The sequence below is a fragment of the Bacillus sp. FSL E2-8900 genome, assembly GCF_037966225.1.
In the GTDB taxonomy this organism is placed as follows: Bacteria; Bacillota; Bacilli; order Bacillales; family Bacillaceae_G; genus Bacillus_A; species Bacillus_A cereus.
In genome coordinates, this window is record NZ_CP150193.1 from 3418231 (window position 1) to 3442515 (window position 24285).

A 24285-nucleotide genomic window follows, 5' to 3' on the forward strand; every position below is an offset into this window, starting at 1 on the left:
TCACAAAAATCAACCGTAAACAATCAAAAATAATCAAAAACATCCAAAAACGTTTATAAACAGCAAAAAGAAACCTATTCGATCAAACAATCAAATAGGTTTCTTTTCTAAATTCACTTATAAAGAAGCTTTATATATACTTAAAACATCATCTTTATTTAATTTTTTAAAGTTACCAAATTCACCATACGCCATCGCTTTATCCGCCATTAAATCAATTTCATTTTCTCCAATAGCGTAATCAGATAATGTTACTGGCGCCTCAATTGAAGTCCAAAATTGACGTAACGCCTGAATTCCTTCTAACGCAATTTCTCGATCAGTCTTTCCATCTGTTTCTACATTGAATACTCGAATAGCAAACTGTTTAAAACGACTTACATTTTCCTCTACAACATGCTTCATCCAGTTCGGGAATAAAATCGCAAGGCCACCCCCGTGTGGTATATCATGAACAGCAGAAACTGCATGCTCAATATTATGAGTCGCCCAATCTCCTTTTACTCCCATTGCTAAAATGCCGTTTAACGCCATAGTACCACAATATAAAATAGTTTCTCTATGCTCATAATTTTCTAAATCACTTAAAAGCTTAGGAGCTGTCTCAATTACTGTTTTTAAAACAGCTTCACAATAACGATCTTGTAGTTCTGTATTCGTTCCATGATGGAAATATTGTTCTAATACGTGCGACATAATATCTACCATACCGTAAATTGTTTGATCTTTCGGTACAGAAGTAGTATGAACTGGATCTAAAATCGAAAACTGCGGGAAAGTAACCGGGCTACCCCATCCATACTTTTCATTCGTTTCCCAGTTTGTAATTACCGAGCCTGCATTCATTTCAGATCCTGTTGCTGCAAGAGTAAGTACAGTACCAAATGGTAATGCCTCATTAGCAAATGTTTTTTTCGTTACAATATCCCATACATCTCCATCGTACTTACTACCAGCTGCAATTGCCTTCGTACAGTCGATTACACTTCCTCCACCAACTGCTAAAATAAATTCAACACCATTCTCTTTACAAATTTGAATCCCTTTCTTTACAGTTGATACACGTGGATTCGGTTCAACACCTGTTAATTCAAATACTTCTGCATTAATATCCTTTAAAATAGAAATTACATTATCATAAATACCGTTTCTTTTAATGCTGCCTCCCCCGTATACGAGAAGAACTTTTTTACCGAACTGTGGAATTTCAGTTTTTAACTGTTCTAATTGACCTTTACCGAAAATAAGTTTCGTTGGATTACGAAATACAAAATTTTGCATATTTCTTTACCATCCCTTCTATATGAAAAGCAACTATACTTTTGTATACCATATTTTTTTCATTTCACAAAAATATTTGCTTAATAAAAAAATCCCAGCCTACAGGCTGAGATTTTTTTATTGGTAATAAGGTGAGATCATTAAGTAAACAATAACACCAGATAAACTTACATATAACCAAATCGGCATCGTCCAACGTACAATTTTACGGTGACGTGTTAATTGATTTGTAAAACCAAATACAAGCGCAAACAATGCAAGTGGTACGATAATTGCTGCTAGGATAATATGTGTAATTAAAATGATGAAATACACATATTTAATGAATCCTTCTCCGCCAAAATGTGTTGCCGGCGCTAAGTAATGATACGATAAATACGACACACAAAATAGTAAAGTTGTCGTAAATGCTGCAAGGATAAAACCACGATGCATTTTCACATTCTTTTTAATAATAGAGAATAACGCTGCTAATAAAAATACGAACGTAAAGCTATTAAAAATCGCGTTTAACATTGGTAAAATCGTTACATCAAAATGTACTTCTCCTTCATAGCCAACAGGTCCAAAGAACAAAAATAAAATAATCGCATTTACAATTACAGAAAGCGTTATCACAATAGGAGCATAGCTTTTCTGATTTGTTGATTGATCCACCAAAATGGTCACTCCCTCTTCCTTCAAGTATGTATACATAACCTCACTATTTTAACATATTATTCACAGTGTAAATGTGACAATAGTTTGACACAGCAAGACCAAACAAAGAAAAAAATCCTTCTTAATAAAACTTCTTAAGAAGGATTTTATCGCTTTATTATTCAAATAGCAATGCGATTAGTTTTTGTTAAAAAATGTATCGCTATATGCTTGAAAAATTTCAGACACTTGATATCCCATTAATGAAATTGCTGTTAATGAAAAGAAACCAATCATAAGAAATCGAAACCACATATAAATCTCCTCCTTGTATTTAGCTTAAAAAACATTCGCTATATTACAAGTTGAGTGGCACTCTTCATCGTCACTTTCCTTTTTCCTTACAATTGCTGTAATAAATCGAATCATAAAGAAAACTACAAAAGGAAATTGTTCGTAATTCACATTGGCATAGTTTAGCAACGGCTCGCGCTGCACATCGAACGGAGATGAGAAGGAATAGAACATACCTTGCTCTTCCATATATACAATTACAATTTTCATGCAAAATACGATTCCTAGAAACGAAACAATATCTTGCCATTCTGTCGTATATAACAGGTTATACAGCTCTAATACATACTCTTCCATCATCATCCCCCCTTCCTTTTTTACCATTTTGCTCGCCTTCGTATAAAAAGTCAAGAAAAAAGTTTATATTCACTATGACAATAGTAATTACTTGTTTCTATGATTATATATGATTCTTTTATAGCAATGATTGGGTGTAACTCTCTTCGAAAATAAGAAAATTAGAATCGAACAGATTCCTCATTCTTACTTTTAGGATGCAAAACTGTGATATTTTTATTTCTATTAAAAATAAAATAAGAAAGTATTATAAGAACAGTAACAAACATTGTTAAAAATGCTTGTGAACGTAAAGTATCAATTGCGAACATCGCAACTAAAACTGCTATAATAGCAGCAATTGTAACATACGTTACATACGGAAAAAGCCACATTTTCACTTTCAAATTTTGTTGTTCTACTTTCCCCATTTTTTTACGCATCTTTAAATGCGAAACTGCAATAACGAGATAAACTAGTAACGCAATCCCGCCAGATGCATTCACTAAAAACAAAAAGACTTTATCTGGAGAAATGTAACTAAACACAACTCCAATATAAGCGAAGAAAGTTCCAAATAAAACCGCTCGAACGGGAACACCACTACTGTTCAATTTTAAAAATGACTTTGGAGCATCTCCTCTTTCTGCCATTGAAAAAAGCATTCTTGAATTTGTATATAAGCCTGAATTTAAGCAAGAAAGTACAGCTGTTAAAACGATAAAATTCATAATTTGTGCTGCCGCTGGTATTCCTATATGTTCAAGTACAGCTACAAATGGACTTTTTAATATGTTTGCTGAATTCCATGGCAGTAGCGTAACAACTACCGCTATAGACCCAATAAAAAATACAAGAATACGCCAAATCACACTGTTTGTTGCTGTTTTTACTGCTTTTACAGGTTCTGCAGATTCACCTGCGGCTACTGCTACAATCTCTGATCCCATAAATGAAAATATAACAACAGTAATCCCAAGCAGGACCGAACTTATACCGTTTGGCATAAATCCACCTTGTCCAATTAAATTCGAAGTGCCGGGTGCTTCTGTTCCTGGAACAAATCCTAAAATAACAGCAAGACCTAGACAAAGGAACAAAACAATACTTATTACTTTAATAAAAGAAAACCAATATTCAAACTCTCCAAATGATTTCACCGAAAAAACGTTCGTCAGCGTTAATAAAATTGTTAATATTAAACTTAATAACCAAAGCGGTATTTGTGGAATCCAATATTGGATAATACCAGCACCTGCTGTGGCTTCTATTGCAATAACAATTACCCAAAAAAACCAGTATAACCAGCCTATTGTATAACCCGCCCAAGGACCAATCGCTTCTCTTGCATACGTTGCAAATGAACCACTTGTCGGATTAACAGCTGCCATTTCTCCTAGCATTCTCATGACGAAAATGACTAGAAGTCCTGCTAATGCATATGAAACGATAGAACCTGGTCCTGCCGAATGTACAACTGCACCACTTCCAACAAACAAACCAGCCCCTATTACACCGCCAATTGAAATCATTGTAATGTGGCGTATTTTGAGGTCTTTCTTTAGATTTTTATCCAAATCTTGTACATCCCCTTCCAAACTAAATTTTGAAACTTATGTAAGAGTACTGTGCGAAAGATTTTGTCCTATACTTTAAAATATATCAAAATATTCTGAATTTAACAATTGCAATTCAACCTTCTTCAAAAATTATTACATTAGGTTTAATACTTTCCCATACACAATTGTTGAGAAAATTATAGTCCCCTTACAAAAGAAAGAATTTTCAGATATTATTAAATAAACAAGATTATACATCTAGACAACTTTTTGTATAGGAGTGTTGATATGTTAAACAAGTTCAAATTTTTTTGTTGTATTTTAGTAATGTTCTTACTTCTACCGCTATCCCCTTTCCAAGCACAAGCAGCAAACAATTTAGGTTCAAAATTACTCGTTGGATATTGGCATAACTTTGATAACGGTACTGGCATTATTAAATTAAAAGACGTTTCACCAAAATGGGATGTAATCAATGTATCTTTTGGTGAAACTGGTGGTGATCGTTCCACTGTTGAATTTTCTCCTGTGTATGGTACAGATGCAGACTTCAAATCAGATATTTCTTATTTAAAAAGTAAAGGAAAGAAAGTAGTTCTTTCAATAGGTGGACAAAATGGAGTCGTTTTACTTCCTGACAATGCCGCTAAGGATCGTTTTATTAATTCCATACAGTCTCTAATCGATAAATACGGTTTTGATGGAATAGATATTGACCTTGAATCAGGTATTTACTTAAACGGAAATGATACTAATTTCAAAAATCCAACTACTCCCCAAATCGTAAATCTTATATCAGCTATTCGAACAATCTCAGATCATTATGGTCCAGATTTTCTATTAAGCATGGCTCCTGAAACAGCTTATGTTCAAGGCGGTTATAGCGCATATGGAAGCATATGGGGTGCATATTTACCAATTATTTACGGAGTGAAAGATAAACTAACATACATTCATGTTCAACATTACAACGCTGGTAGCGGGATTGGAATGGACGGTAATAACTACAATCAAGGTACAGCAGACTACGAGGTCGCTATGGCAGATATGCTCTTACATGGTTTTCCTGTAGGTGGTAATGCAAATAACATTTTCCCAGCTCTTCGTTCAGATCAAGTCATGATTGGGCTTCCAGCAGCACCAGCGGCAGCTCCAAGTGGTGGATACATTTCGCCAACTGAAATGAAAAAAGCTTTAAATTATATCATTAAAGGAGTTCCGTTCGGAGGAAAGTATAAACTTTCTAACCAGAGTGGCTATCCTGCATTCCGCGGCCTAATGTCTTGGTCTATTAATTGGGATGCAAAAAACAACTTCGAATTCTCAAATAACTATAGAACATATTTTGATGGTCTTTCCTTGCAAAAATAACAAAGTAAAACTATAATTAGCCCCCATCAATCGGACATTTATGGGCAATCAATGCAGGATAAAAACAGCAATAGGACCCTTTATAGGTCCTATTGTTGTTTTTTATTTATGAAAACTACTTTGTCACATCTAAAGTTTCAAGAAACTGTTTTCCATCGCCCAACATCGCACGTTCCTCCGAATCATATTGTTAAATATTCTAGTCACTCTTTTGCTTCAACACAAAAACTGAAAGTTCAGGTACACTACAAAATCTAACAGGCATCCTAGTAGTCCCAATACCACGATTTACATATAAATATAACTGCTTACTCTTCCCCTCCACTTCATACATACCTTCAACATAGCTCTCAGCTAGTTTGGTAGTAATTAACGGACCTACAAAAGGGATTTGGACTTGTCCTCCGTGACTATGTCCTGACAGTTGAAGATCAACTGGGTAACGATTTATTTTGGTTACAACATCCGGCTCATGTACTAATAACATGTTAAAATCATTTTGTTTCAAGTTTTTTAAAGTTGAATCTATTTTCGGCTTCCCTAATAGAAAATCATCCAAACCTGATATTGTAATATATTTGCCGTTTTCCACTTTAATTTTCTGCACTTCATTTACTAATACAGAAAAACCAGCTTCCTCCATATATCTTTTGTAAAATAAACTACCGCCCCCGCCCCTATCATGATTCCCAAACACAGCATATTTCCCTAAGGGAGCATAAATTTTCTGCAAAATAGCCTTCGCTTCCTCTCTTTCTGCACTATAAGAACCAAATTTATCTATTAAATCTCCGGTAAAAACTACTATATCTGGATGTAATTCATTCATCTTCTCCACCAAATGTTCAAGTTGTTTCAGTGTAAACTCTGGTCCTAAATGTACATCTGAAAACTGCAATATTTTTTTATTATTAAACTCTTTAGGAATTGTAGAAGCTTCTATTTCATTCCACGTAACTGTTACTAGTTTTCGTTCTATTTCTGTCGCATAATAATACAAACTTACTGGTATCATTAATATACTTATAAAACTAATAATAAATATCTTTACGATTGATTTTTTTCGTTCTTTTTTTACATGATTCGTATTCATGTTTTCACCTCTAGAAACACTTTAAATCCTTATTGTTACATTCATGTGACAACATGAACAATGTTATCAATATGTAATTCCCTCTCTATTCACTTTGACAATTTTATACAGAAGTCATAACATATTTTTATAATACATAGATTTTCGAAATTTTTTCTATTCATTCCATCATTTTATTACGGAGGGGTTATTCATGTCTGTATTTACACCAGAAGAAATTACGGAACTTGCTGCGAATTCCGGAAGGAAAAAAGCTCATTTATCATTACTCCCTATGCTAATTCTCGGTTTTTTTGGCGGTGCTTTTATCGCATTAGGGTATTTACTCGATATTCATGTTATTGGGACAATGCCAAAATATTGGGGATCATTTTCTAGTTTTCTAGGCGCTGCTGTATTCCCTGTTGGTCTTATTCTCGTTATTCTTGCAGGCGGTGAACTAGTAACTGGTAACATGATGACAGTTTCTATGGCCTGGCTCCAAAAGAAAATTACTTTATTTTATTTCATACGAAATTTAGTTATTGTTACATTTAGCAATTTCATAGGAGCTGTATTTGTAGCCTATTTTTTCGGTCATATCGTTGGCTTAACTGAAGGAGCTTTTTTAGCGAAAACTATTTCTATCGCTCAAGTGAAACTACAAGATACACCATTGCAAGCATTTATTTCTGCAATCGGATGTAATTGGCTCGTTTGTTTAGCTGTTTGGCTCAGTATGGGAAGTAAAGAATTTATCGGAAAGATTATCGGTATTTGGTTCCCAGTTATGACTTTTGTTGCGATTGGATTTCAACACGTTGTAGCAAATATGTTTGTCATCCCAGCCGCAATTTTTGCCGGTCATTTCACTTGGGCTGAATATTTTCCAAACTTTATTTTTGTTTTCTTTGGAAATTTAGTAGGAGGTATGTTATTTGTAGCACTACCTTACTTCATATCTTATAATAAGAAACTATCTTCTTATCAAGAGAAGACTGAAATGAAGAACAAATCTCTGTCGGCTTAAATAGAATGTCTATAAAGAACCCTAAAAATATTACAAATTTCATTTTTTTTGCGAATATATGTACGTACACTTGTTCTCGAATGTTTTATACGTTATAATAACAACTTAAATAGCATTATTTACATATGAGGTGAAAAACATGAACAAAACAGAATTAATTAAAAACGTAGCACAAAATGCTGAGATTTCTCAAAAAGAAGCTACTGTAGTTGTACAAACTGTAGTAGAATCAATCACTAACACTTTAGCTGCTGGTGAAAAAGTACAACTTATCGGATTCGGTACATTCGAAGTTCGCGAAAGAGCTGCTCGTACAGGCCGTAACCCACAAACTGGTGAAGAAATGCAAATCGCAGCTTCTAAAGTACCTGCTTTCAAAGCTGGTAAAGAACTAAAAGAAGCTGTAAAATAATGAAAAATATCCTTCTCATTTATGAGAAGGATATTTTTTCATAACATAATTAATAAAAATCTGACCATTATGCTGTTTCTTTTGTTCTTTTATGCAAATAAAATCTTTACTTTCAAAAAAAGGTTTTGCGGTAATGCTCGCCTCTGTATATATCTCCCTATGCCCTAGGTTCACTGCTTCTTTTTCTAACTTCTGTAGTATGTATGAAGCGACTCTTTTCCCTTGATAATCTTTATGCGTAAATAAACGATCTACGTAACGATCATCGTTATAATCCCCAAACCCCACAATCATACCTTTATGATCGGCTACATAGCTAATATTCTTTTCTAAAGACTGTAACCAATTTTCTCTATCTAGTCGCTCCGGTGCCCACGCCTGTAGCTGTAACTCATTATAATCTTTTGCATTAACCGTATGAACTGTTTCATAGAACAATTGTAATACTTGATCTAAATCTTTTTTCTGGAATGTTCTAATTATAATATCTTTTAACATATATAAGTCTCCTTACCAAACTACCTCTTAACTTTTCTACTACATACGATTCTATATTTCTGCTTTATTATATCGTTTTAATTTCTATACGAACAAAAAAACAATACTTATTCAAGTATTGTTTTTTAATTCTATTCAATTACTTAATGTAGCTTTTTAAGATTTTAATTTAACTCTTTGTAATCGTAATGCATTTAATACAACGGATACAGAACTAAATGCCATCGCTGCTCCAGCAACCCAAGGGGCTAAGAAACCTAATGCCGCAATTGGAATTCCTAACGCGTTATAAGCTAATGCCCAGAATAAATTTTGTTTAATATTTCTTATCGTCATTTTACTCATAAATATCGCATCAGCAATACTATTTAAGTCACCACGGATTAACGTTATATCCGCTGCTTCCATCGCTACATCCGTTCCCGTTCCAATTGCCATACCAATGTTCGCTGTAGCAAGAGCAGGAGCATCATTTATCCCGTCTCCAACCATCGCTACTTTCTTACCATTTGTTTGCAGTTTTTTCACTTCTTCTGCTTTTCCTTCTGGCAATACTTCTGCAATTACGTGATCAATACCAACTTGCTTTGCAATTGCCTGAGCAGTTTGTGTATTATCTCCTGTAATCATCACAACGTCTAGACCCATTTTTTTCAGTCTTGCGATAGCTGCTTTTGAAGTATCTTTCACAGTATCTGCAACGGCAACTATACCAGCATATTCTTTATCGATTGCAATAAGCATTGCTGTTTTTCCTTCTCGTTCTAGCGCTTGCATTGATTTAGAAACTTCTTCAATATCAATATTGAATTTCTTCATTAATCGACGTGTACCAATTAATAAGTGTTTTCCTTCTACAACTGATTCGATACCAAATCCCGGAATCGCTTCAAACGTTTCTGAACTTGGGATATCAATTTTCTTTTCTTTAATTCCTTCTACAATCGCTTCTGCAAGCGGATGTTCAGAATTTCTTTCTGCTGCCCCTACTAATCTAAGCAGTTCATTTTCATTGAATCCATCTGCTACAATTACATCTGTTAATACCGGCTTCCCATTTGTCACTGTACCCGTTTTATCTAAAATAACCGTATCTAATCGGTGCGTTGCTTCTAAATGCTCTCCACCTTTAAATAAAATACCATACTCAGCCGATCTTCCTGATCCTGCCATAATAGATGTAGGCGTTGCAAGACCTAATGCACATGGACAAGCAATAACAAGTACTGCTATCATTTTCTCAAGTGCTCCGCCAAAATCACCAGGTGTAACAAATATCATCCATACTGCAAATGTGATAATCGCAATCACAACTACAACCGGTACGAAAATACCTGAAATTTGATCTGCTACCCTTTGAATAGGAGCTTTTGAACCTTGTGCCTCTTCTACTACTTTAATAATTTGAGCTAATGCAGTATCTCTTCCTACCTTAGTTGCTTTCACTTTTAAAAATCCATTTTTATTTATTGTCGAACCTATTACTACATCCCCAATTGACTTATCAACAGGAATACTTTCACCCGTTAACATCGATTCATCAATTGCTGACTTTCCTTCTACAATCTCACCATCTACTGGTATTTTTTCACCAGGCTTTACATAGACGATATCACCAGCTACTACTTCTTCAATCAAAATTTTTATTTCTGTTCCATCTCGCACAACTGTAGCTGTCTTCGCTTGTAAACCCATCAATTTTTTAATTGCTTCTGATGAGCGCCCTTTTGCTTTCGCTTCAAATAATTTACCTAAAATAATTAATGTAATAAGTACCGCACTCGTTTCAAAATATAAATCTGTCATATGTTTCGAAGAACCAATAGATTGAATACTTAAATATACACTATAGAAATACGCGGCCGACGTTCCAAGCGCCACGAGAACATCCATATTCGCACTTTTATTACGTAACGCTTTATAAGCTCCAACATAAAACTGTCCACCAATGATAAATTGAACAGGAGTTGCAAGTGCTAGTTGCACCCAAGGGTTCATTAACATATCTGGTAAATAAATAAACGACGTAAATGAGAAATGACTAACCATTGCCCACAATAATGGGAAAGATAAAATAAACGAAATAATAAACTTCTTCTTTTGTCTTTCAATTTCTTGTAATCGATGATCAGTTGATGCATCTTGATCATCTGGTTTCACTTCTAATTTATATCCTAGCTTCGTAATCGCACTCTTCATTTCATTTACATTAACTTCATCAGGATTAAAGTCTACTGTAGCTGATTCTAAAGCAAAATTTACTGTCGCTTTGTTCACACCATCTAACTTATTTAAACGCTTTTCAACTCTATTTGCACATGCTGCACATGTCATTCCTGAAACAGTAAATTCAGCTTTATCACTTACAATTCCATATCCTAACGATTCAACTTTTTCTTTAAACTGTTGCGGATTTGTTTTAGTTGGATCGTACATTATTTTTGTTTTTTCAAGTGCAAAATTTACATTTGCCTCATGAACACCTTCTACTTTTTTTAGACCTTTTTCAATTCTATTTGCACATGCCGCACATGTCATTCCCGATATTTGAAGATTGGCCTCTTTTTTTTCATTCATGTCTCTCACCTCTATATACCCTTATGAGGTATAATGATTAGCAAAATAAATCGTACTTCATCTAAAGTACGATTTATTTCCATATCTAAAAATAATTATTGAACATCGTATCCTTGGTCTTCGATTACAGCAACGATATCTTTTAATGTTACGGCAGACGAGTCGATAGTAACTTCAACAGTTCCTTCTGCTAATTGAACCTTCACTTGTTCAACACCGTTTAGCTCTTTCACACTGCTTTCGATAGCATTTACACAATGTCCACAAGACATACCTTCAACCTGTAATGTTAACTGTTCCATTTAAAATCCTCCTCTTGTTTATTCATTGTTTGTTAATCACAATTACATCTTACCATACCCCCCTAAGGTAATCAATGGTTTTATATCATGATTTTTCAATTATTTTCTAAAAGTTTATTTTACACACACTTTTTCACATCAATACGCCGAGATCTTATTATGAAGGTAAACAAAAAAACAAGCCAGTGACATACTAGCTTGTTTTTACGCTTTTGAAAAACGTTCAAATACAGTCATTAATTCTTCAATTGCTTCGTCACCATTGCCATCTTTAATAGCACCTGAAACACAATGACTTGTATGGTTTTTTAATACACCCATTCCTACTTTTTTCATCGCTGCATTAATCGCTGAAATTTGCACTAAAATATCCACGCAATAACGATCATTTTCAATCATATTTTGAATACCGCGGACCTGTCCTTCAATTCTCTTTAATCTATTTATAATCTGTTCTTTTTCTTTTTCTGATCTATGTGTTACTGCTTCATGCTCTTTATGATCCATATTATCACCTTCTTAAAGTTTCTCTTCACCCAATAAAACAATTGTTTTTATGAGTATACCAATTATAGCATTAAATATCTACGCACGATACCCCATAAGAGTATATTTACGCTTTATGATTATTCTTAACAACGCATTAGCTTCTTAATCTCAATTTTCAGTATACCCTTTCCTTTTTGTCAAAAAAATCATTATATCTCTCATCAAAATTCAATAAAGTGAAACAAGAATAAGCGGGGATTACCCGCCCCCGCTTATTCTTCGTCTACAATATTAAAATCTTAATTTTCGGATATTTAATTCAAGAATTTTTTCTTTCCATATATAATTATTGTTGATCACATACTCTTGTATCATTCACTACTGAAGTTCCTTCAACGGTTACCGTATGAAAACAGTCATTTACTCGAACTGTTACAACATTATCTTGCCGGTCAATGATATGATATTCATTAAAATTTTTATTCAGAGCACTGCGAATTTGTTCTCCTTCATAAATTGGGATGCCATGCGATAGAACCCAAATAAGTCCAGCGATAGCAAGAATAGTTTTCATACGATCTACCTCCTTGGGAATATAGTGAACTTTTCATCCATACTTTTTCAGCTCTACAAATCATGATCGGAATAAACCAAGCCTTTTTGGAAATAAGTTCATTTCGTCTATTTTATGTTTATGCTAATTGTGACCGTTTTGTGACAACTTTTTGTCTCTTTAGACGAAAAGTTGAAACAAAACTTTCAAAAAGGACAATTCTACATATTAAAAAAGGTTATGGAATGTTTCATCCATAACCTTTTTTCCTATATGTAACTAATAAATCTCAACCCTTTACTTAAAGACGTCGGCACAACAGATGCATGATTCTCCCCTTCAGCTTCATAAAACTTAAATTTAAGTTTATCGTGGTTTACTTGGCGAAGGCGCTCTGATAATTCATTTGCACCTACAACCATATGCTCTCGTTCTAGTGACCCAACTGTAAGGAACACTCCTGTTTCAAACTTAGCATTGTTTAATTCATGTATAAGGTTCTCTTCTTTTTCAAGTACGGATTTATTATTCCACCATATAGATGGACTACTAATAAAATAATTTTGAAAAGCATTTAAGTTTGTAAATAGTATATAAAGAGCAAATAGTCCACCTAAAGAATGTCCAAATAACGTTTGCTTACTTTTATCAATCTCAAAATTCTTTTCAATTTGTGGTTTCAGTTCTTCTTCAATAAAAGTATAGAAATTATGTGCTCCTCCTGTTTTAGGCCACGGTTTACCGTCTGGTTTTAAAGGGGCATCTTTTGAAATTACGCTAGGCGTAAAATCATAGCACCTTTCTTCCCCTGAAAATGCGCCTTCAATTGGATAACCCACTGCTACTATAATAGCTGGTGAAACACCGGTTTTTTCCGCTCTTACTGATTGTATTTTAACTGCTTCATGAAATGTTTGAAAAAAGGCATTGCCATCTAATACGTAAATGACAGGATATCCTGAATCCGGTGCTGGTTGCCTCGGCTTTGAAATATGAATTTGATATTCCTTACCTTCTAATTTTGAATACATTTTCCACTGCTCTGTATTAGATGTTATAATCTGCTGTTTTTCAACTGTAGTATTCACCCTATTCCCCCTCTTTTTTAACTTGTTACATATATTTCGATTTTTTCTTCTTGAGATACAACGCTATCATATCCGAAACAAACAGGAGCCCCGTTATACGGATCAATCATGACACGTGCATCAATATGAAATACTTCTTTTAACACTTCATTTGTAATGATTTCTTCCGGGCTACCAGTTGTAACAATTTCTCCTTCCTTCATTGCAATAATTTCATCTGAAAATCTTGCTGCATGGTTAATATCATGTAATACCATAACAACCGTACAATTATGTTCTTTATTTAACTTCTCCACAATTTGTAATACATCTAATTGATGAGACATATCAAGGTATGTAGTTGGCTCATCTAATAGCAACACTTCTGTCTCTTGTGCTAATGCCATCGCTAGCCATACCTTTTGTCTTTGACCACCTGATAAATTTGCAATTTGTCTCGTTCGAAATTCAGAAGTTTTCGTTATATCTAATGCCCAATCAATCATTTCTTTATCTTTTGTCGTTAACTTATTTACGTTATTTCGATGTGGATAGCGTCCATAAGAAATTAATTCTTCCACTTTAAGCTCACCTGGTGCAATTGGAGTTTGCGGGAGTAAAGCTAACTGCTTCGCAATTTCTTTCGTTGGAATTGTATGTAAATCCTGTCCTTGCAAATATACTTTACCGCTTTTTTGTTTTAAAATTCTTCCCATTGTTTTTAACAATGTCGATTTACCGCAACCGTTTGGACCTATAATTGTCGTTACTTTTCCTTCTTGTATTTCCACATTTAAATCGCGAAACACTGTAAGCTTTTCATAACTTGTTTCTAAATTTTTTGCACTTAAAATACTCACTTTTATTCCTCCTCTTACGCTTTCGCCTTATAAAGTAAATATAAGAAATACGGTACACCGACAATAGAAATAACGATTCCAACTGGTAGCTCTACAGGTGTAAAAACTGTTTTCGCAATAAAGTCTGAAGCAATTACAAGAAACATTCCGATTACGCCGCACGTAGGAATTATATACTTATGTTGAATACCGACAAGCCTTTTCGCTATATGCGGTGCCATTAAGCCAATAAAACCGATACTCCCTGAAACAGCAACACATGCGCTCACAAGCCCGATACTACTTAATAGTAAAATCGATTTCTCTCTTTCTACTGAAACACCTAAACTTGTAATACTCGTTTCTTCCAATTGAAATAAATCTAATAAATAAGCTTTCTTTTGTATAAGCGGAATTAAGATAATAAGCCATGGTAACATAGCCACAATATACTTCCAGTTTGCACTATATATGCTTCCAGACACCCACACTGCGGCCATTTCAAAATCAGTTGACTTCATTTTGAGTGATAAGTACATAGAAAAGGCTCCAAATCCTGATCCAATTGCAATCCCTGTTAATAAAAGTCGCTGCGAATCTAATTTACCGTTTTTCCAAGAAAACAGATAAATGATGATAGCTGCACCTAATCCGCCTACTAAACCAAACATTGGCATCATCATAATAGAAACCCAGTCTGTGCTTTTTAATTGCCCTTGAAAGAAAAACATAAAAATGACAATCGCTGTTCCTGCTCCGGCATTTACGCCTAAAATACCTGGGTCCGCCAACCCATTTCTCGTAATCCCTTGAATAACGGCACCCGCAACACCAAGGCCTAATCCTACTAATCCAGCAATTACGATGCGCGGAAGGCGAAACTCAAAAATAACTAAATCATGTTCTGGTACTGGATCAATTCTAAAAAGTGTTTTAAATACATCTGTAATCGTAATGTCGAACGTACCATTTGTTAAACTAATATAAATAGCACATAGTATTAAAAATATAATAATCCCCATCGTCATTCCGAAACGTTGACTTGAACTTTTAAGCATGTCTCTCTCCTCCTCTAGTACGGATTAAATAAAGGAAGAAAGGAATTCCAATTAAAGAGGTAACGACTCCAATAGGTGTTTCAAATGGATAGTTTATAAATCTACTCAAAACGTCACATAACGCTAAGAAAACGCCACCAATAACACCTGCACATGGCAAAATCCACTTATAATCTACCCCAATTATAAAGCGCGTAATGTGCGGAATAATTAAACCTACAAAACCAACTTTCCCCACTAAAGCAACTGCTGTTCCTGTTAAGAAAATTACCGATAAAATTGCCATCGCTTTAACTAGTTTTGTACGTTGCCCTAAATTAATAGAAACCTCTTCGCCTAATGAAAGAATGGTAATAGATTTTGATATTAACAATGCTAAAATTATTCCAATTATCCCAAACGGTATCGTGATTTTAATGATATTAGGATCTACTTGATCTAACTTTGCATTAAACCAAAAACTAACATTTTGAGAAATTTGGAAATACGAAGCCATTGCAGCCGATACACTACTTAAAAATGTTCCAATAACTGTTCCTATAATCGCTAACCTAACTGGTGATAAGCCATTTTGAAGGAGCGAACCAAAACCAAATACGATACCGGCTCCTAGTGCAGAACCAATCATTGAACATACAACCATACCAATTGATGACATTCCCGGAAGAAAAATCATGCTAAGTGTAATAACAAAGGCAGCGCCATCCGTCACACCCATAATAGAAGGGGATGCAAGATAGTTTCTTGTCATCCCCTGCATAAGTGCTCCTGATATGGCTAGAAATGCTCCGACTAAAAGAGCTGCAACTACCCTTGGTAAACGTGAAGTAATAATAATATTATGATTTACATCGCTTGAATCAAAATGAAATAATGCGTTCCACACTGTTTCAGCGTCAATACTTTTTGCCCCATACAAAATCGAAAGTATAATTGTAAATAAGATGAGTATGGGTGCTATACATAATATAGTTACTGGTACTGCATTTGTTTTCTGCATATCATTCAACGCACCTTACTTATTGTATTATTTAGATAAATTTTTCACGGCTTCTTTTAAGAATGCTGTTTTACTCCAAGCTGTACCACCTTGTGCCATTGGATCTACAACATTTACAAATACTTTCTTTTCCTTCGCAGCATTCATACTTTGCCAAATTGGATTACTTTCAATTTCTTCTAACACTTTCGGGTTTTTATTTTCACTTGCCTCATATTGTAAGAAAATATAATCTGGGTTAAGTTCAGCAAGTTTTTCAAATGAAATTTTCTCTTGTGCTTTTACAGTTTTCAATTGTTCTGGAGCAGTTAGTCCAAGATCTTTATAAATTACAGGGTTGAAGTATACTCCTTCTGGATATAGGAATAATTCATTTGCTCTTAGTCTTATGACAAGTACTTTTTTATCTTTTAACTTATCTCCTAGTTTTGCTTTTGCTTTTTCAGCGTCCGAATTGTAATCCTTAATAATTTTTTCTGCTTTATCTTTTTTACCAGTTAATTCTCCCATTAACTTTAAGTTATCTTCCCAATTTGTTGAAACGTGTGATACCGGGAATGTAGGAGCTACTTTCGTAAACTTTTCAGCTGTTTCTGCTGGGAATTTCGTACTCGATGTAATAACATCTGGTTTTAATTGTAGTAATGTTTCGAAATTGGGTTGCATTTTCTCACCAACAGATTTAGCACCTTCTAACTCTTTTTCAAGATATTTTGGTAATTTACCACCTACAGTAATGGCACCAACTGGTTTAATTCCAAGTACTGCCGCATCTTCCATTGACTCTAAACTAGCTGTCGCAATTTTATCTACTTTTGCTGGCACTGTATACTCTTTACCTAAATATGTGATTTTTCGTTTTTCATCTTTTTTCGTTTCCGTAGCTTTTGTCTGTTGTTTTTGCTCGCCTGAAGTTTTATCCGCACTATTACATGCCGCTAAACCTACACTTAAAACTGTAACCATCCCTAAAGTAAATAATTTCTTGTTCATCTTTATATGTCTCCTCTCGAATTTTCAAACTATATTCTCAATAAAATTTAACTATATGAATCTTGTCCCATATATATATTTCATTAGATTAATAATTTTATCCAGAACTCATTCCCGTTCACTTCCCCTAGACTATAATTCTTTTACGCCTTCATCACTTGATAATCATTTTCACTGATAATGATTATCGTTACTAAGTATATATTTAATATGAAATTATTTCAAGAATGATTTGAAAAATTTTAACAAACTGAATTAAAAAAAGAAGTATCTCCCTAATATTAGGGAGATACTTCTTTTTTTTAGAAATTTATATGTAATTCAACTGGACAATGGTCTGACCCCATTACTTCACTATTAATTTTCGCTTCTGTTATTTGGTCTTTCATTCGTTCCGAAACAACAAAATAATCTAAACGCCATCCAATATTTTCACCTTTGTAATCTTGCTCTTACATTTATGAATACATACATACGCACTTTATTCAGGTTATACTAATTTCAGAGGTGATGTTCTATGCACAATGAAGGAGTTACATTAACAAATGAGTATTGGCAAGCAATTATTCATAATGATTCTTCCTATGATAGCAAATTCTTTTATGCTGTGAAATCAACTGGAATCTTTTGCAGACCATCATGCAAATCAAGAATACCGAATAGAAACAATGTACGAATTTTTCATCATGCAGAGCAAGCATTAAGTGAAAACTTTCGCCCGTGCAAACGTTGTAAGCCAAATGGAATCACTTTACCTAATGAAGAGTGGGTAAAACAAATTAAAGACTATATCGAAAAGCATTATGACAAATCTTTAACTCTCGACATGCTTGCGGAAATGTGTCACGGTAGCCCTTTTCATTTACAACGTACTTTCAAAAGAATAATAGGGCTAACTCCTATAGAATATATACAACAATTCAGGATTCTTAAAGCAACCGAATACCTTTTACACACAAATCAATCTATTAAAGAAATTAGTACTGCTGTCGGGATAGAAAACCCAGAATATTTTGCAACTTTATTTAAAAAGAAAACCGGATTTACTCCTACTGAATATCGAAAAAAGAACGAGATGAAAGAGGGATACGATAATGAATTCCTACAAAAATAATTATATATATTGGACGCTACTTACACATAAAAATTGGCAATTTCATATTGCTGCAACTGAAAATGGACTATGTTTCATTGGATCACAAGACGAAAACTTTGAAGAATTAAATATATGGGCTAGAAAAAAACTGCCCCAACATATATTGATCCATAGTCCAGATTACTTGCAAATATATACGAAAGAAGTTATCGAGTATTTAGAAAACAAGCGAGAAACTTTTACATTCCCTATCGATGCTTATGGAACTAATTTTCAATTATCTGTTTGGAATACGGTACGTGAAATTCCTTATGGAAAGACATATTCTTATACAGAAATTGCTGAAAGAATTCAAAAACCTAAAGCTGTGCGCGCCGTTGCTTCTGCTATTGCTGCTAATCCTCTTCTTATCACCATTCCTTGTCACCGCGTTATTGGGAAGAATGGGAAACTAACCGGATTTAGGGGTGGATTAGAAATGAAGAAAAAATTGCTTACATTAGAAAAGTTGCAGGTGGAATTCATATGACAGCAGAATATAATAGCGTATTATCTATAGCAGTTCCAAAAGAATTTTGTTTCCAAGAAAATTTACGTTATCTATCACGTTCTAACAATGAATGTATGTTCCATATTGAAGATAACAAAATTTATAAAGTTATCCCTGTTCAAGATGTAAATCCTTTAGTTGAAATTAGTGTGAATACAGATGGCAATATTCAAATACATTGTTTAGAAGAATCATATACATCTGAAAAATCGATACGTGAAGCTGTAGCTAACTATGTAAAAGAATGGTTTGATTTAACTACTGATTTAGCTCCCTTTTATACATTAGCTAAACATGATTTACTCCTTCAAGGACCAATTGAACAATATTACGGCCTTCGTACTTTAGGTATTCCAGACTTATTTGAGGCACTTTCCTGGGGAATTATCGGTCAACAAATTAACTTAACATATGCTTATACGCTAAAAAGAAGATTAGTTGAGCAATTTGGAAGTTATGTAGAATGGGACGGTAGAAAGCATTGGATATTCCCATCACCTGAAACAATTGCAAATCTACATGTAGAAGATCTCCAACAATTAAAAATGACGACTAGAAAATGTGAATATTTAATCGGTATTGCGAAGCTTATTACAGAGAGAAAACTATTAAAAGAGGATTTACTGCAAACACAAGATGTAAAGGTTGCTGAGAAACAATTAACCGCTATCCATGGTATAGGACCATGGACTGCCAACTATGTTTTAATGCGTTGTTTAAGATTTCCTTCAGCTTTTCCAATTGATGATGTTGGTCTGCATAATGCAATTAAATTTATAACAGGTTCCGAAAATAAACCGACTAAAAATGAAATAAAAGATTTCGCGGCAAACTGGGCTAATTGGGAGTCTTATGCGACTTTTTATTTGTGGCGAGTACTATATTAAAAGAACCAAGTAGCACATTCGTACTACTTGGTTCTTTTTTAAGCTTGCTCCTCAAAACGTCTTGCAATTTCCACAATAACTTGAACAGCTTTTTCCATAGTATCTACCGAAACATACTCAAATTTACCGTGATAGTTTTCACCACCAGTGAAAATATTCGGCGTCGGTAATCCCATATATGATAATTGTGATCCATCTGTGCCTCCGCGAATCGGATGAATATTTGGTTCAATGTCTAAACTTTTCATTGCTTCATATGCAATATCAACAATTTCTCTTACCGGTTCAATTTTTTCAAGCATGTTATAGTATTGATCATTCATTTCTAAAACGACTGCATCTTCGCCATATTTTTCTTGCATAGTCTTCACAATATTTTTAACGTTATTTTTACGTGCCTCAAAATTTTCACGATCAAAGTCTCGAATAATATAATACGCTTTACTTTGCTCAACATCACCATTTAAAGAAAGTAAATGATAGAATCCCTCATAGCCTTCTGTATATTCTGGCGCCTCTTCTACTGGTAAATACCCGTTAAACTCCATAGCCAGTTTAGTAGCATTGCGCATTTTATTTTTCGCTGTTCCAGGATGTGTATTCGTTCCGTTAAACGTTAACTTAGCACCTGCAGCATTAAAACTTTCATACTCTAAACCACCTAATGGACCTCCATCCATCGTATAAGCGAATGATGCACCAAACGCTTCTACATCAAAATGCGCTGGCCCACGACCAATTTCTTCATCCGGTGTAAATGCTACTCTTATTTTCCCGTGCTTAATTTGCGGATTATGTATTAAATGGTTCATTGCAACCATAATTTCTGTAAGACCAGCTTTATCATCTGCTCCTAGAAGTGTTGTACCATCAGTTGTAATAATGGTATGTCCTTTATATGATGGTAATTCCGGGAACTGCTCTGGTGTTAACACAACATTTAGCTCTTCATTTAACGTAATTGCATTACCATCAAAATTTTCATGAATTTGTGGTTTGACGTTTTTCCCTGTAAAGTCTGTTGCCGTATCTAAATGGGCTAAAAATCCGATTACAGGAACATCCTTGTCCGTATTAGCTGGAAGTGTTGCCATTACATAGCCATTATCATCCATCGTTACTTCTGTTAAACCAATTTCTTTTAGCTCTTCCACTAATAACTTACCAAACTCAATTTGTCCTGGTGTTGTTGGTACTGTATGACTTTCTTCATTTGATTGCGTATCAATTTTTACATATCTCGTAAATCTTTCAATAAGTTCTTGTTTCAATTTCATTCACTCCCTTTTATGTTCCTCCCTCCATTATAATCCTTAAAACGAAATATTTTAACTTTTTTGACTGTGAAGATGTATATTTCATTTACATTGTTAACACTTTTAAACGAATGATAAAAAGACATAATATTTGTACATTAAAACTGTAACAGGTAACATACATAATTATAAAATATGGGAGGTTGTAAAGATGAGGCTAACTCTCTTTCGCTATTTTCTTTTTTTCTTAGGATTAATTTTCTTTGGCCTTGGAAACGCTCTTGCAGTCAAAGTTAAATTTCTCGGCTTGCACCCTTGGGAAGTTTTAAATATGGCTCTCTACCAAAAGTTTGGATGGACCATCGGTACGTGGAGTGTCATATGTGGGTTATGTCTCGTTCTAATATCTTTACTAGTAGATCGAAAATATATAAATGTGGGGACATTTTTGAATGCACTACTTATCGGTCCCATTATGGACTTTTTCTTACAATCAAACATGCTTCCAGACGCTAGTAATTATTTATGGATAAACTTACTCATTTTATTTTCTGGTATTGCCATTACAGGTATCGGGGGAGGTATGTACGTTGCGGCTGGGATTGGCGCTGGACCCCGTGATGGATTCATGCTTACTATTTCAGACAAAACAGGACTTTCTATTAGCCGTGCTAGAATCATAGTAGAATGTATTGTACTAGTTATTGGATTTATGCTAGGAGGTCCTGTTTTCATCGTAACTTTTCTGTACACCTTTATTCAAAGCCCAATCTTTCAGCAATCATTTAAGATGTTTCAAACACTTTTACATACTTTACATGGCAAAAAGAAAATTAGCGAACATATTTAAAGTACAGCTTAATACAAATAAATCCACCCTATTTACGACTCTCATCGCAAATAGGGTGTTGCTGTTTTTATCTCGCAATTTAAGAATATATACTACTCATTTACAATAAAAGTATATACATCATCATAAATACAGCCATTTACTTTAATCACATACTTCCCAGGTTTATTAAAACTAATTGTGTATTTATTTAACTGAATTGCTTCTTTATCTCCAGAAAGAATATCAATGCTTCTGCCACTTAATACATACAATTCATTTAGATTCATCGTTACATCAATTGTATTGAAATTTTCTACTTTCACTTGCTGTGCTTCCGCAACGCTTACACTTGGTTCTAAAAACAGTAGTCCACTTAATCCAATCGTACCTGCTAAAGCAACTCCCGCAAACTTTTTAATCTGTTTCATTACAATGACCTCCTTATAGATTTTACGTAAAGGCAATGTCCTCCCTTACACCACAAAGCCTATATGTAATGAAATGAAAAGTAAACGGGGACTGTAAGACAAAATTCTACATCTTTTTCTCCTATTGAATATAAATCCAACGTTTGGAATTTTGACACATTTAAAATTGTTTCCCTAAACCAATTTCTCCATAATTTATTCAAAGACTGAATAATTACTTATTTATTTAACATTCTAACAATAATTGATAAAGATGCTTTCTATTCAAAAAAAGACTTTGCTATAAAAGTAACTTTTACAACAAAATCCATGCAACTAATTTTATTCAGCTTTCCATAATCTCTCTACATTCATTAATTGTTCTTCTTTAAATTCCATCTTATATATATCCGGTTTTGACGTATTCATTAAAAATTCAAAACCATATTGTTTATCAAAATAGTTCATCATTAATGTCATGACAAGCCCATGTGTACCAATTACAATTTTGCATCCTCGAAAATCCATTAAGATTTCTTTTAATACTTTCACTACTCTTCTCTGGCAATCTGCATATGACTCTCCTTCCGTTCGTGCAAAGTCCGGATTAGAGAACATCTTCTGTACAAGTGGATACACCTCTTTGTCTGATATAACCTGATCCTCACTTGAAAACATACACTCTTTAAGATTTTCATATACTACTATTTCTTTTTCATGGAAATTAGCTGACTCCTCTATCGTTAGCATAGCCCGATTATAAGGACTGGAAATAAAAGTATCAATCCTCTCCGCTTTTAATATGTCAGTTACTCTACGGGCATCCATATGTCCCCTCTCAGTTAATCCACGCATTCTTTCATTTCCTTCTAGTTTTGGTGATTCACCATGTCTAACCATATAAATATATGTGCTCATAATTTCTCCTTAAAATTTTTTATAAAGTGAAACTTTAATCAGCCCTCACTAATCGGGCTGCCCGGCAAATAGCGAGATAAGTTAATAAATCACGTTCATTTATCCCATTTCAACACTTAGGGGTAATACTAAAATACTTTATAAACTGTGCTGATTTGTTCGTCTAATCCATTCTCCTACTAAACTCTCAAATAATTCAGGCTGCTCAATTTGCAAATTATGCCCTGCCATATCTAACACTGCTAATGTTGCCCTTGGATATTCTTCAATAATTTCTATAATATTTTGATAACCTACTGATATATCTTGTCTTCCAGTCAGTAAAAGAACGGGATTTTCATATTTTTCATGCTGAAAATCCATAGTAAGAGAGTAATTCTTTTGTAACCTTTCAATAAATTCATAATTAGCAACATCTAACCCAGGCTTAATTTCTTCTTTAAATCGCTTATATGTATATTCATTTGCTATTACAGCTAACTCACAAAATTCCTCTCTTTCTGTGGAAGTGAGCGTATTTAAAAATTCCTCATCTTGTACAATTACCTGTTTATATGGAAGAATCCTTTTTTCTGACTCCGCTACAATAACAGGACATACTAATAGTAATCCGCTAACTCTCTCAAACATCTTTGCAAGTATACCTTTGGCTAAATAGCCTCCATATGATTCTCCTACCAATAAAAATTTTTCAGTAGAAATGATTTCCTCAATAAATGTGATAAGCACTTCTACTATACGATCTGAACTATTTATCCAATTTGGAGCATTCGATTTTCCCATTCCAGGTAAATCAATATATATTCGCTTATAACCTTCATATTTCTGAAATACTGATTCCATACATTTCATCATTAACCTATGGTCAGGGGCGCAGCCATGTATGATAATGACCGGTTTACCCTCTCCCACAATTTCATAGTATATTTCTGCATCTTTAATTCGATATATCATAAAAAAGCCTCCCTA

Annotated in this window: 26 protein-coding genes and 1 pseudogene; 7 read left to right on the forward strand and 20 right to left on the reverse strand. The window is 34.0% G+C overall.

Annotation, left to right across the window (positions count from 1 at the left end; all coding sequences use genetic code 11):
- Positions 1 to 117: 117 nt before the first annotated feature.
- The 4 genes from NST90_RS17415 to gabP all read right to left on the reverse strand — a co-directional run bounded on the left by NST90_RS17415 (position 118) and on the right by gabP (position 4127).
- Positions 118 to 1281, reverse strand: a complete 1164-nt coding sequence (locus NST90_RS17415) for an iron-containing alcohol dehydrogenase (protein ID WP_025708990.1) — start codon at positions 1279 to 1281, stop codon at positions 118 to 120.
- Between the two features lie 117 nt (positions 1282 to 1398).
- The gene (locus NST90_RS17420) at positions 1399 to 1941 is read right to left on the reverse strand and encodes a DUF420 domain-containing protein (protein ID WP_000228315.1); all 543 of its coding nucleotides are present in this window, start codon (positions 1939 to 1941) and stop codon (positions 1399 to 1401) included.
- Positions 1942 to 2259: 318 nt separating this feature from the next.
- Positions 2260 to 2598: a hypothetical protein gene (locus NST90_RS17425; RefSeq protein WP_002026213.1), complete on the reverse strand. Its 339-nt coding sequence runs from the start codon at positions 2596 to 2598 to the stop codon at positions 2260 to 2262.
- A 134-nt stretch (positions 2599 to 2732) separates the two neighbouring features.
- Positions 2733 to 4127, reverse strand: a complete 1395-nt coding sequence (gene gabP / locus NST90_RS17430) for a GABA permease (RefSeq protein ID WP_000360111.1) — start codon at positions 4125 to 4127, stop codon at positions 2733 to 2735.
- A gap of 270 nt (positions 4128 to 4397) precedes the next feature.
- Between gabP and NST90_RS17435 the strand changes: the two genes are divergently transcribed.
- Positions 4398 to 5480 (forward strand): chitinase, encoded by a 1083-nt coding sequence (locus NST90_RS17435; RefSeq protein WP_000932436.1) that lies wholly within the window; start codon positions 4398 to 4400, stop codon positions 5478 to 5480.
- 199 nt (positions 5481 to 5679) lie between these two features.
- On the opposite strand, the gene NST90_RS17440 is transcribed toward NST90_RS17435, so the two are convergent.
- Positions 5680 to 6573, reverse strand: coding sequence for a metallophosphoesterase (locus NST90_RS17440; protein WP_025708992.1), 894 nt, complete (start codon positions 6571 to 6573; stop codon positions 5680 to 5682).
- A gap of 193 nt (positions 6574 to 6766) precedes the next feature.
- Here NST90_RS17440 and NST90_RS17445 point away from each other — a divergent pair, with 193 nt between their 5' ends.
- Complete coding sequence (locus tag NST90_RS17445; RefSeq protein WP_016123260.1) at positions 6767 to 7582, forward strand: formate/nitrite transporter family protein; 816 nt, start codon at positions 6767 to 6769, stop codon at positions 7580 to 7582.
- Positions 7583 to 7721: 139 nt separating this feature from the next.
- The gene (locus tag NST90_RS17450; protein ID WP_001043904.1) at positions 7722 to 7994 is read left to right on the forward strand and encodes an HU family DNA-binding protein; all 273 of its coding nucleotides are present in this window, start codon (positions 7722 to 7724) and stop codon (positions 7992 to 7994) included.
- Positions 7995 to 8009: 15 nt separating this feature from the next.
- Here the strand turns inward: NST90_RS17450 and NST90_RS17455 are convergent, their stop codons facing one another.
- The 11 genes and pseudogenes from NST90_RS17455 to NST90_RS17505 form a co-directional block, all read right to left on the reverse strand.
- A complete protein-coding gene (locus NST90_RS17455; protein ID WP_000910167.1) occupies positions 8010 to 8492 on the reverse strand; it encodes a GNAT family N-acetyltransferase in 483 nt (160 codons plus the stop codon).
- Positions 8493 to 8648: 156 nt separating this feature from the next.
- Positions 8649 to 11069 carry a heavy metal translocating P-type ATPase gene (locus NST90_RS17460; RefSeq protein WP_283748067.1) on the reverse strand — a complete coding sequence of 807 codons (2421 nt, stop codon included), beginning with the start codon at positions 11067 to 11069 and terminating at the stop codon, positions 8649 to 8651.
- A 95-nt stretch (positions 11070 to 11164) separates the two neighbouring features.
- A complete protein-coding gene (gene copZ, locus NST90_RS17465; RefSeq protein WP_000436973.1) occupies positions 11165 to 11371 on the reverse strand; it encodes a copper chaperone CopZ in 207 nt (68 codons plus the stop codon).
- Between the two features lie 204 nt (positions 11372 to 11575).
- Entirely contained in the window at positions 11576 to 11878 is a 303-nt protein-coding gene (locus tag NST90_RS17470) for a metal-sensing transcriptional repressor (RefSeq protein ID WP_000349636.1), read from the reverse strand.
- Between the two features lie 328 nt (positions 11879 to 12206).
- Positions 12207 to 12434 (reverse strand): hypothetical protein, encoded by a 228-nt coding sequence (locus NST90_RS17475; RefSeq protein ID WP_025708997.1) that lies wholly within the window; start codon positions 12432 to 12434, stop codon positions 12207 to 12209.
- Between the two features lie 248 nt (positions 12435 to 12682).
- Complete coding sequence (locus NST90_RS17480) at positions 12683 to 13501, reverse strand: alpha/beta hydrolase-fold protein (RefSeq protein ID WP_025708999.1); 819 nt, start codon at positions 13499 to 13501, stop codon at positions 12683 to 12685.
- Positions 13502 to 13518: 17 nt separating this feature from the next.
- The gene (locus tag NST90_RS17485) at positions 13519 to 14340 is read right to left on the reverse strand and encodes an ABC transporter ATP-binding protein (RefSeq protein ID WP_000025764.1); all 822 of its coding nucleotides are present in this window, start codon (positions 14338 to 14340) and stop codon (positions 13519 to 13521) included.
- A 14-nt stretch (positions 14341 to 14354) separates the two neighbouring features.
- Positions 14355 to 15377 (reverse strand): iron ABC transporter permease, encoded by a 1023-nt coding sequence (locus tag NST90_RS17490; RefSeq protein WP_000920450.1) that lies wholly within the window; start codon positions 15375 to 15377, stop codon positions 14355 to 14357.
- Complete coding sequence (locus NST90_RS17495) at positions 15370 to 16377, reverse strand: iron ABC transporter permease (protein ID WP_006922226.1); 1008 nt, start codon at positions 16375 to 16377, stop codon at positions 15370 to 15372. Before NST90_RS17495 ends, NST90_RS17490 begins: the two co-directional genes overlap by 8 nt.
- A gap of 27 nt (positions 16378 to 16404) precedes the next feature.
- Positions 16405 to 17370 carry an iron-hydroxamate ABC transporter substrate-binding protein gene (locus NST90_RS17500; protein WP_001035506.1) on the reverse strand — a complete coding sequence of 322 codons (966 nt, stop codon included), beginning with the start codon at positions 17368 to 17370 and terminating at the stop codon, positions 16405 to 16407.
- Positions 17371 to 17672: 302 nt separating this feature from the next.
- A pseudogene (locus NST90_RS17505) lies at positions 17673 to 17810 on the reverse strand (exodeoxyribonuclease III); the annotation flags it as partial.
- Between the two features lie 77 nt (positions 17811 to 17887).
- Between NST90_RS17505 and NST90_RS17510 the strand changes: the two are divergent.
- Genes NST90_RS17510 through NST90_RS17520 form a run of 3 tightly spaced genes read left to right on the forward strand, consistent with a single transcriptional unit; the run spans position 17888 to position 19903 of the window.
- Complete coding sequence (locus NST90_RS17510; protein ID WP_006922223.1) at positions 17888 to 18484, forward strand: bifunctional transcriptional activator/DNA repair enzyme AdaA; 597 nt, start codon at positions 17888 to 17890, stop codon at positions 18482 to 18484.
- Positions 18465 to 18995 carry a methylated-DNA--[protein]-cysteine S-methyltransferase gene (locus NST90_RS17515; protein WP_001089833.1) on the forward strand — a complete coding sequence of 177 codons (531 nt, stop codon included), beginning with the start codon at positions 18465 to 18467 and terminating at the stop codon, positions 18993 to 18995. Before NST90_RS17510 ends, NST90_RS17515 begins: the two co-directional genes overlap by 20 nt.
- Complete coding sequence (locus NST90_RS17520) at positions 18992 to 19903, forward strand: DNA-3-methyladenine glycosylase 2 (RefSeq protein ID WP_000123520.1); 912 nt, start codon at positions 18992 to 18994, stop codon at positions 19901 to 19903. The genes NST90_RS17515 and NST90_RS17520 overlap by 4 nt, the downstream gene beginning before the upstream one ends.
- Positions 19904 to 19941: 38 nt before the next feature.
- Here the strand turns inward: NST90_RS17520 and pepT are convergent, their stop codons facing one another.
- On the reverse strand, positions 19942 to 21174 hold the full coding sequence (pepT, locus tag NST90_RS17525) for a peptidase T (protein WP_000807014.1): 1233 nt from the start codon (positions 21172 to 21174) through the stop codon (positions 19942 to 19944).
- A 196-nt stretch (positions 21175 to 21370) separates the two neighbouring features.
- On the opposite strand from pepT, the gene NST90_RS17530 reads away from it, so the two are divergent.
- Positions 21371 to 22009 (forward strand): YitT family protein, encoded by a 639-nt coding sequence (locus NST90_RS17530; RefSeq protein ID WP_001241256.1) that lies wholly within the window; start codon positions 21371 to 21373, stop codon positions 22007 to 22009.
- Positions 22010 to 22101: 92 nt separating this feature from the next.
- Here NST90_RS17530 and NST90_RS17535 read toward each other — a convergent pair whose 3' ends face one another.
- The 3 genes from NST90_RS17535 to NST90_RS17545 all read right to left on the reverse strand — a co-directional run bounded on the left by NST90_RS17535 (position 22102) and on the right by NST90_RS17545 (position 24270).
- Positions 22102 to 22419: a hypothetical protein gene (locus NST90_RS17535; RefSeq protein ID WP_000809495.1), complete on the reverse strand. Its 318-nt coding sequence runs from the start codon at positions 22417 to 22419 to the stop codon at positions 22102 to 22104.
- A gap of 321 nt (positions 22420 to 22740) precedes the next feature.
- Positions 22741 to 23316 carry a histidine phosphatase family protein gene (locus tag NST90_RS17540; RefSeq protein WP_000109179.1) on the reverse strand — a complete coding sequence of 192 codons (576 nt, stop codon included), beginning with the start codon at positions 23314 to 23316 and terminating at the stop codon, positions 22741 to 22743.
- 138 nt (positions 23317 to 23454) lie between these two features.
- Positions 23455 to 24270 (reverse strand): alpha/beta hydrolase, encoded by an 816-nt coding sequence (locus NST90_RS17545; protein WP_025709005.1) that lies wholly within the window; start codon positions 24268 to 24270, stop codon positions 23455 to 23457.
- Between the last annotated feature and the right edge of the window lie 15 nt (positions 24271 to 24285).

Excerpts from the sequence above, each read along its gene's own strand:
- NST90_RS17415 (WP_025708990.1), bottom strand. The coding sequence starts at position 1,281 with ATGCAAAATTTTGTATTTCGTAATCCAACGAAACTTATTTTCGGTAAA.
- NST90_RS17425 (WP_002026213.1), bottom strand. The coding sequence starts at position 2,598 with ATGGTAAAAAAGGAAGGGGGGATGATGATGGAAGAGTATGTATTAGAG.
- NST90_RS17435 (WP_000932436.1), top strand. The coding sequence starts at position 4,398 with ATGTTAAACAAGTTCAAATTTTTTTGTTGTATTTTAGTAATGTTCTTA.
- NST90_RS17440 (WP_025708992.1), bottom strand. The coding sequence starts at position 6,573 with ATGAATACGAATCATGTAAAAAAAGAACGAAAAAAATCAATCGTAAAG.
- NST90_RS17445 (WP_016123260.1), top strand. The coding sequence starts at position 6,767 with ATGTCTGTATTTACACCAGAAGAAATTACGGAACTTGCTGCGAATTCC.
- NST90_RS17450 (WP_001043904.1), top strand. The coding sequence starts at position 7,722 with ATGAACAAAACAGAATTAATTAAAAACGTAGCACAAAATGCTGAGATT.
- NST90_RS17455 (WP_000910167.1), bottom strand. The coding sequence starts at position 8,492 with ATGTTAAAAGATATTATAATTAGAACATTCCAGAAAAAAGATTTAGAT.
- NST90_RS17460 (WP_283748067.1), bottom strand. The coding sequence starts at position 11,069 with ATGAATGAAAAAAAAGAGGCCAATCTTCAAATATCGGGAATGACATGT.
- copZ (WP_000436973.1), bottom strand. The coding sequence starts at position 11,371 with ATGGAACAGTTAACATTACAGGTTGAAGGTATGTCTTGTGGACATTGT.
- NST90_RS17470 (WP_000349636.1), bottom strand. The coding sequence starts at position 11,878 with ATGGATCATAAAGAGCATGAAGCAGTAACACATAGATCAGAAAAAGAA.
- NST90_RS17475 (WP_025708997.1), bottom strand. The coding sequence starts at position 12,434 with ATGAAAACTATTCTTGCTATCGCTGGACTTATTTGGGTTCTATCGCAT.
- NST90_RS17490 (WP_000920450.1), bottom strand. The coding sequence starts at position 15,377 with ATGCTTAAAAGTTCAAGTCAACGTTTCGGAATGACGATGGGGATTATT.
- NST90_RS17495 (WP_006922226.1), bottom strand. The coding sequence starts at position 16,377 with ATGCAGAAAACAAATGCAGTACCAGTAACTATATTATGTATAGCACCC.
- NST90_RS17500 (WP_001035506.1), bottom strand. The coding sequence starts at position 17,370 with ATGAACAAGAAATTATTTACTTTAGGGATGGTTACAGTTTTAAGTGTA.
- NST90_RS17510 (WP_006922223.1), top strand. The coding sequence starts at position 17,888 with ATGCACAATGAAGGAGTTACATTAACAAATGAGTATTGGCAAGCAATT.
- NST90_RS17515 (WP_001089833.1), top strand. The coding sequence starts at position 18,465 with ATGAATTCCTACAAAAATAATTATATATATTGGACGCTACTTACACAT.
- NST90_RS17520 (WP_000123520.1), top strand. The coding sequence starts at position 18,992 with ATGACAGCAGAATATAATAGCGTATTATCTATAGCAGTTCCAAAAGAA.
- NST90_RS17530 (WP_001241256.1), top strand. The coding sequence starts at position 21,371 with ATGAGGCTAACTCTCTTTCGCTATTTTCTTTTTTTCTTAGGATTAATT.
- NST90_RS17535 (WP_000809495.1), bottom strand. The coding sequence starts at position 22,419 with ATGAAACAGATTAAAAAGTTTGCGGGAGTTGCTTTAGCAGGTACGATT.
- NST90_RS17540 (WP_000109179.1), bottom strand. The coding sequence starts at position 23,316 with ATGAGCACATATATTTATATGGTTAGACATGGTGAATCACCAAAACTA.
- NST90_RS17545 (WP_025709005.1), bottom strand. The coding sequence starts at position 24,270 with ATGATATATCGAATTAAAGATGCAGAAATATACTATGAAATTGTGGGA.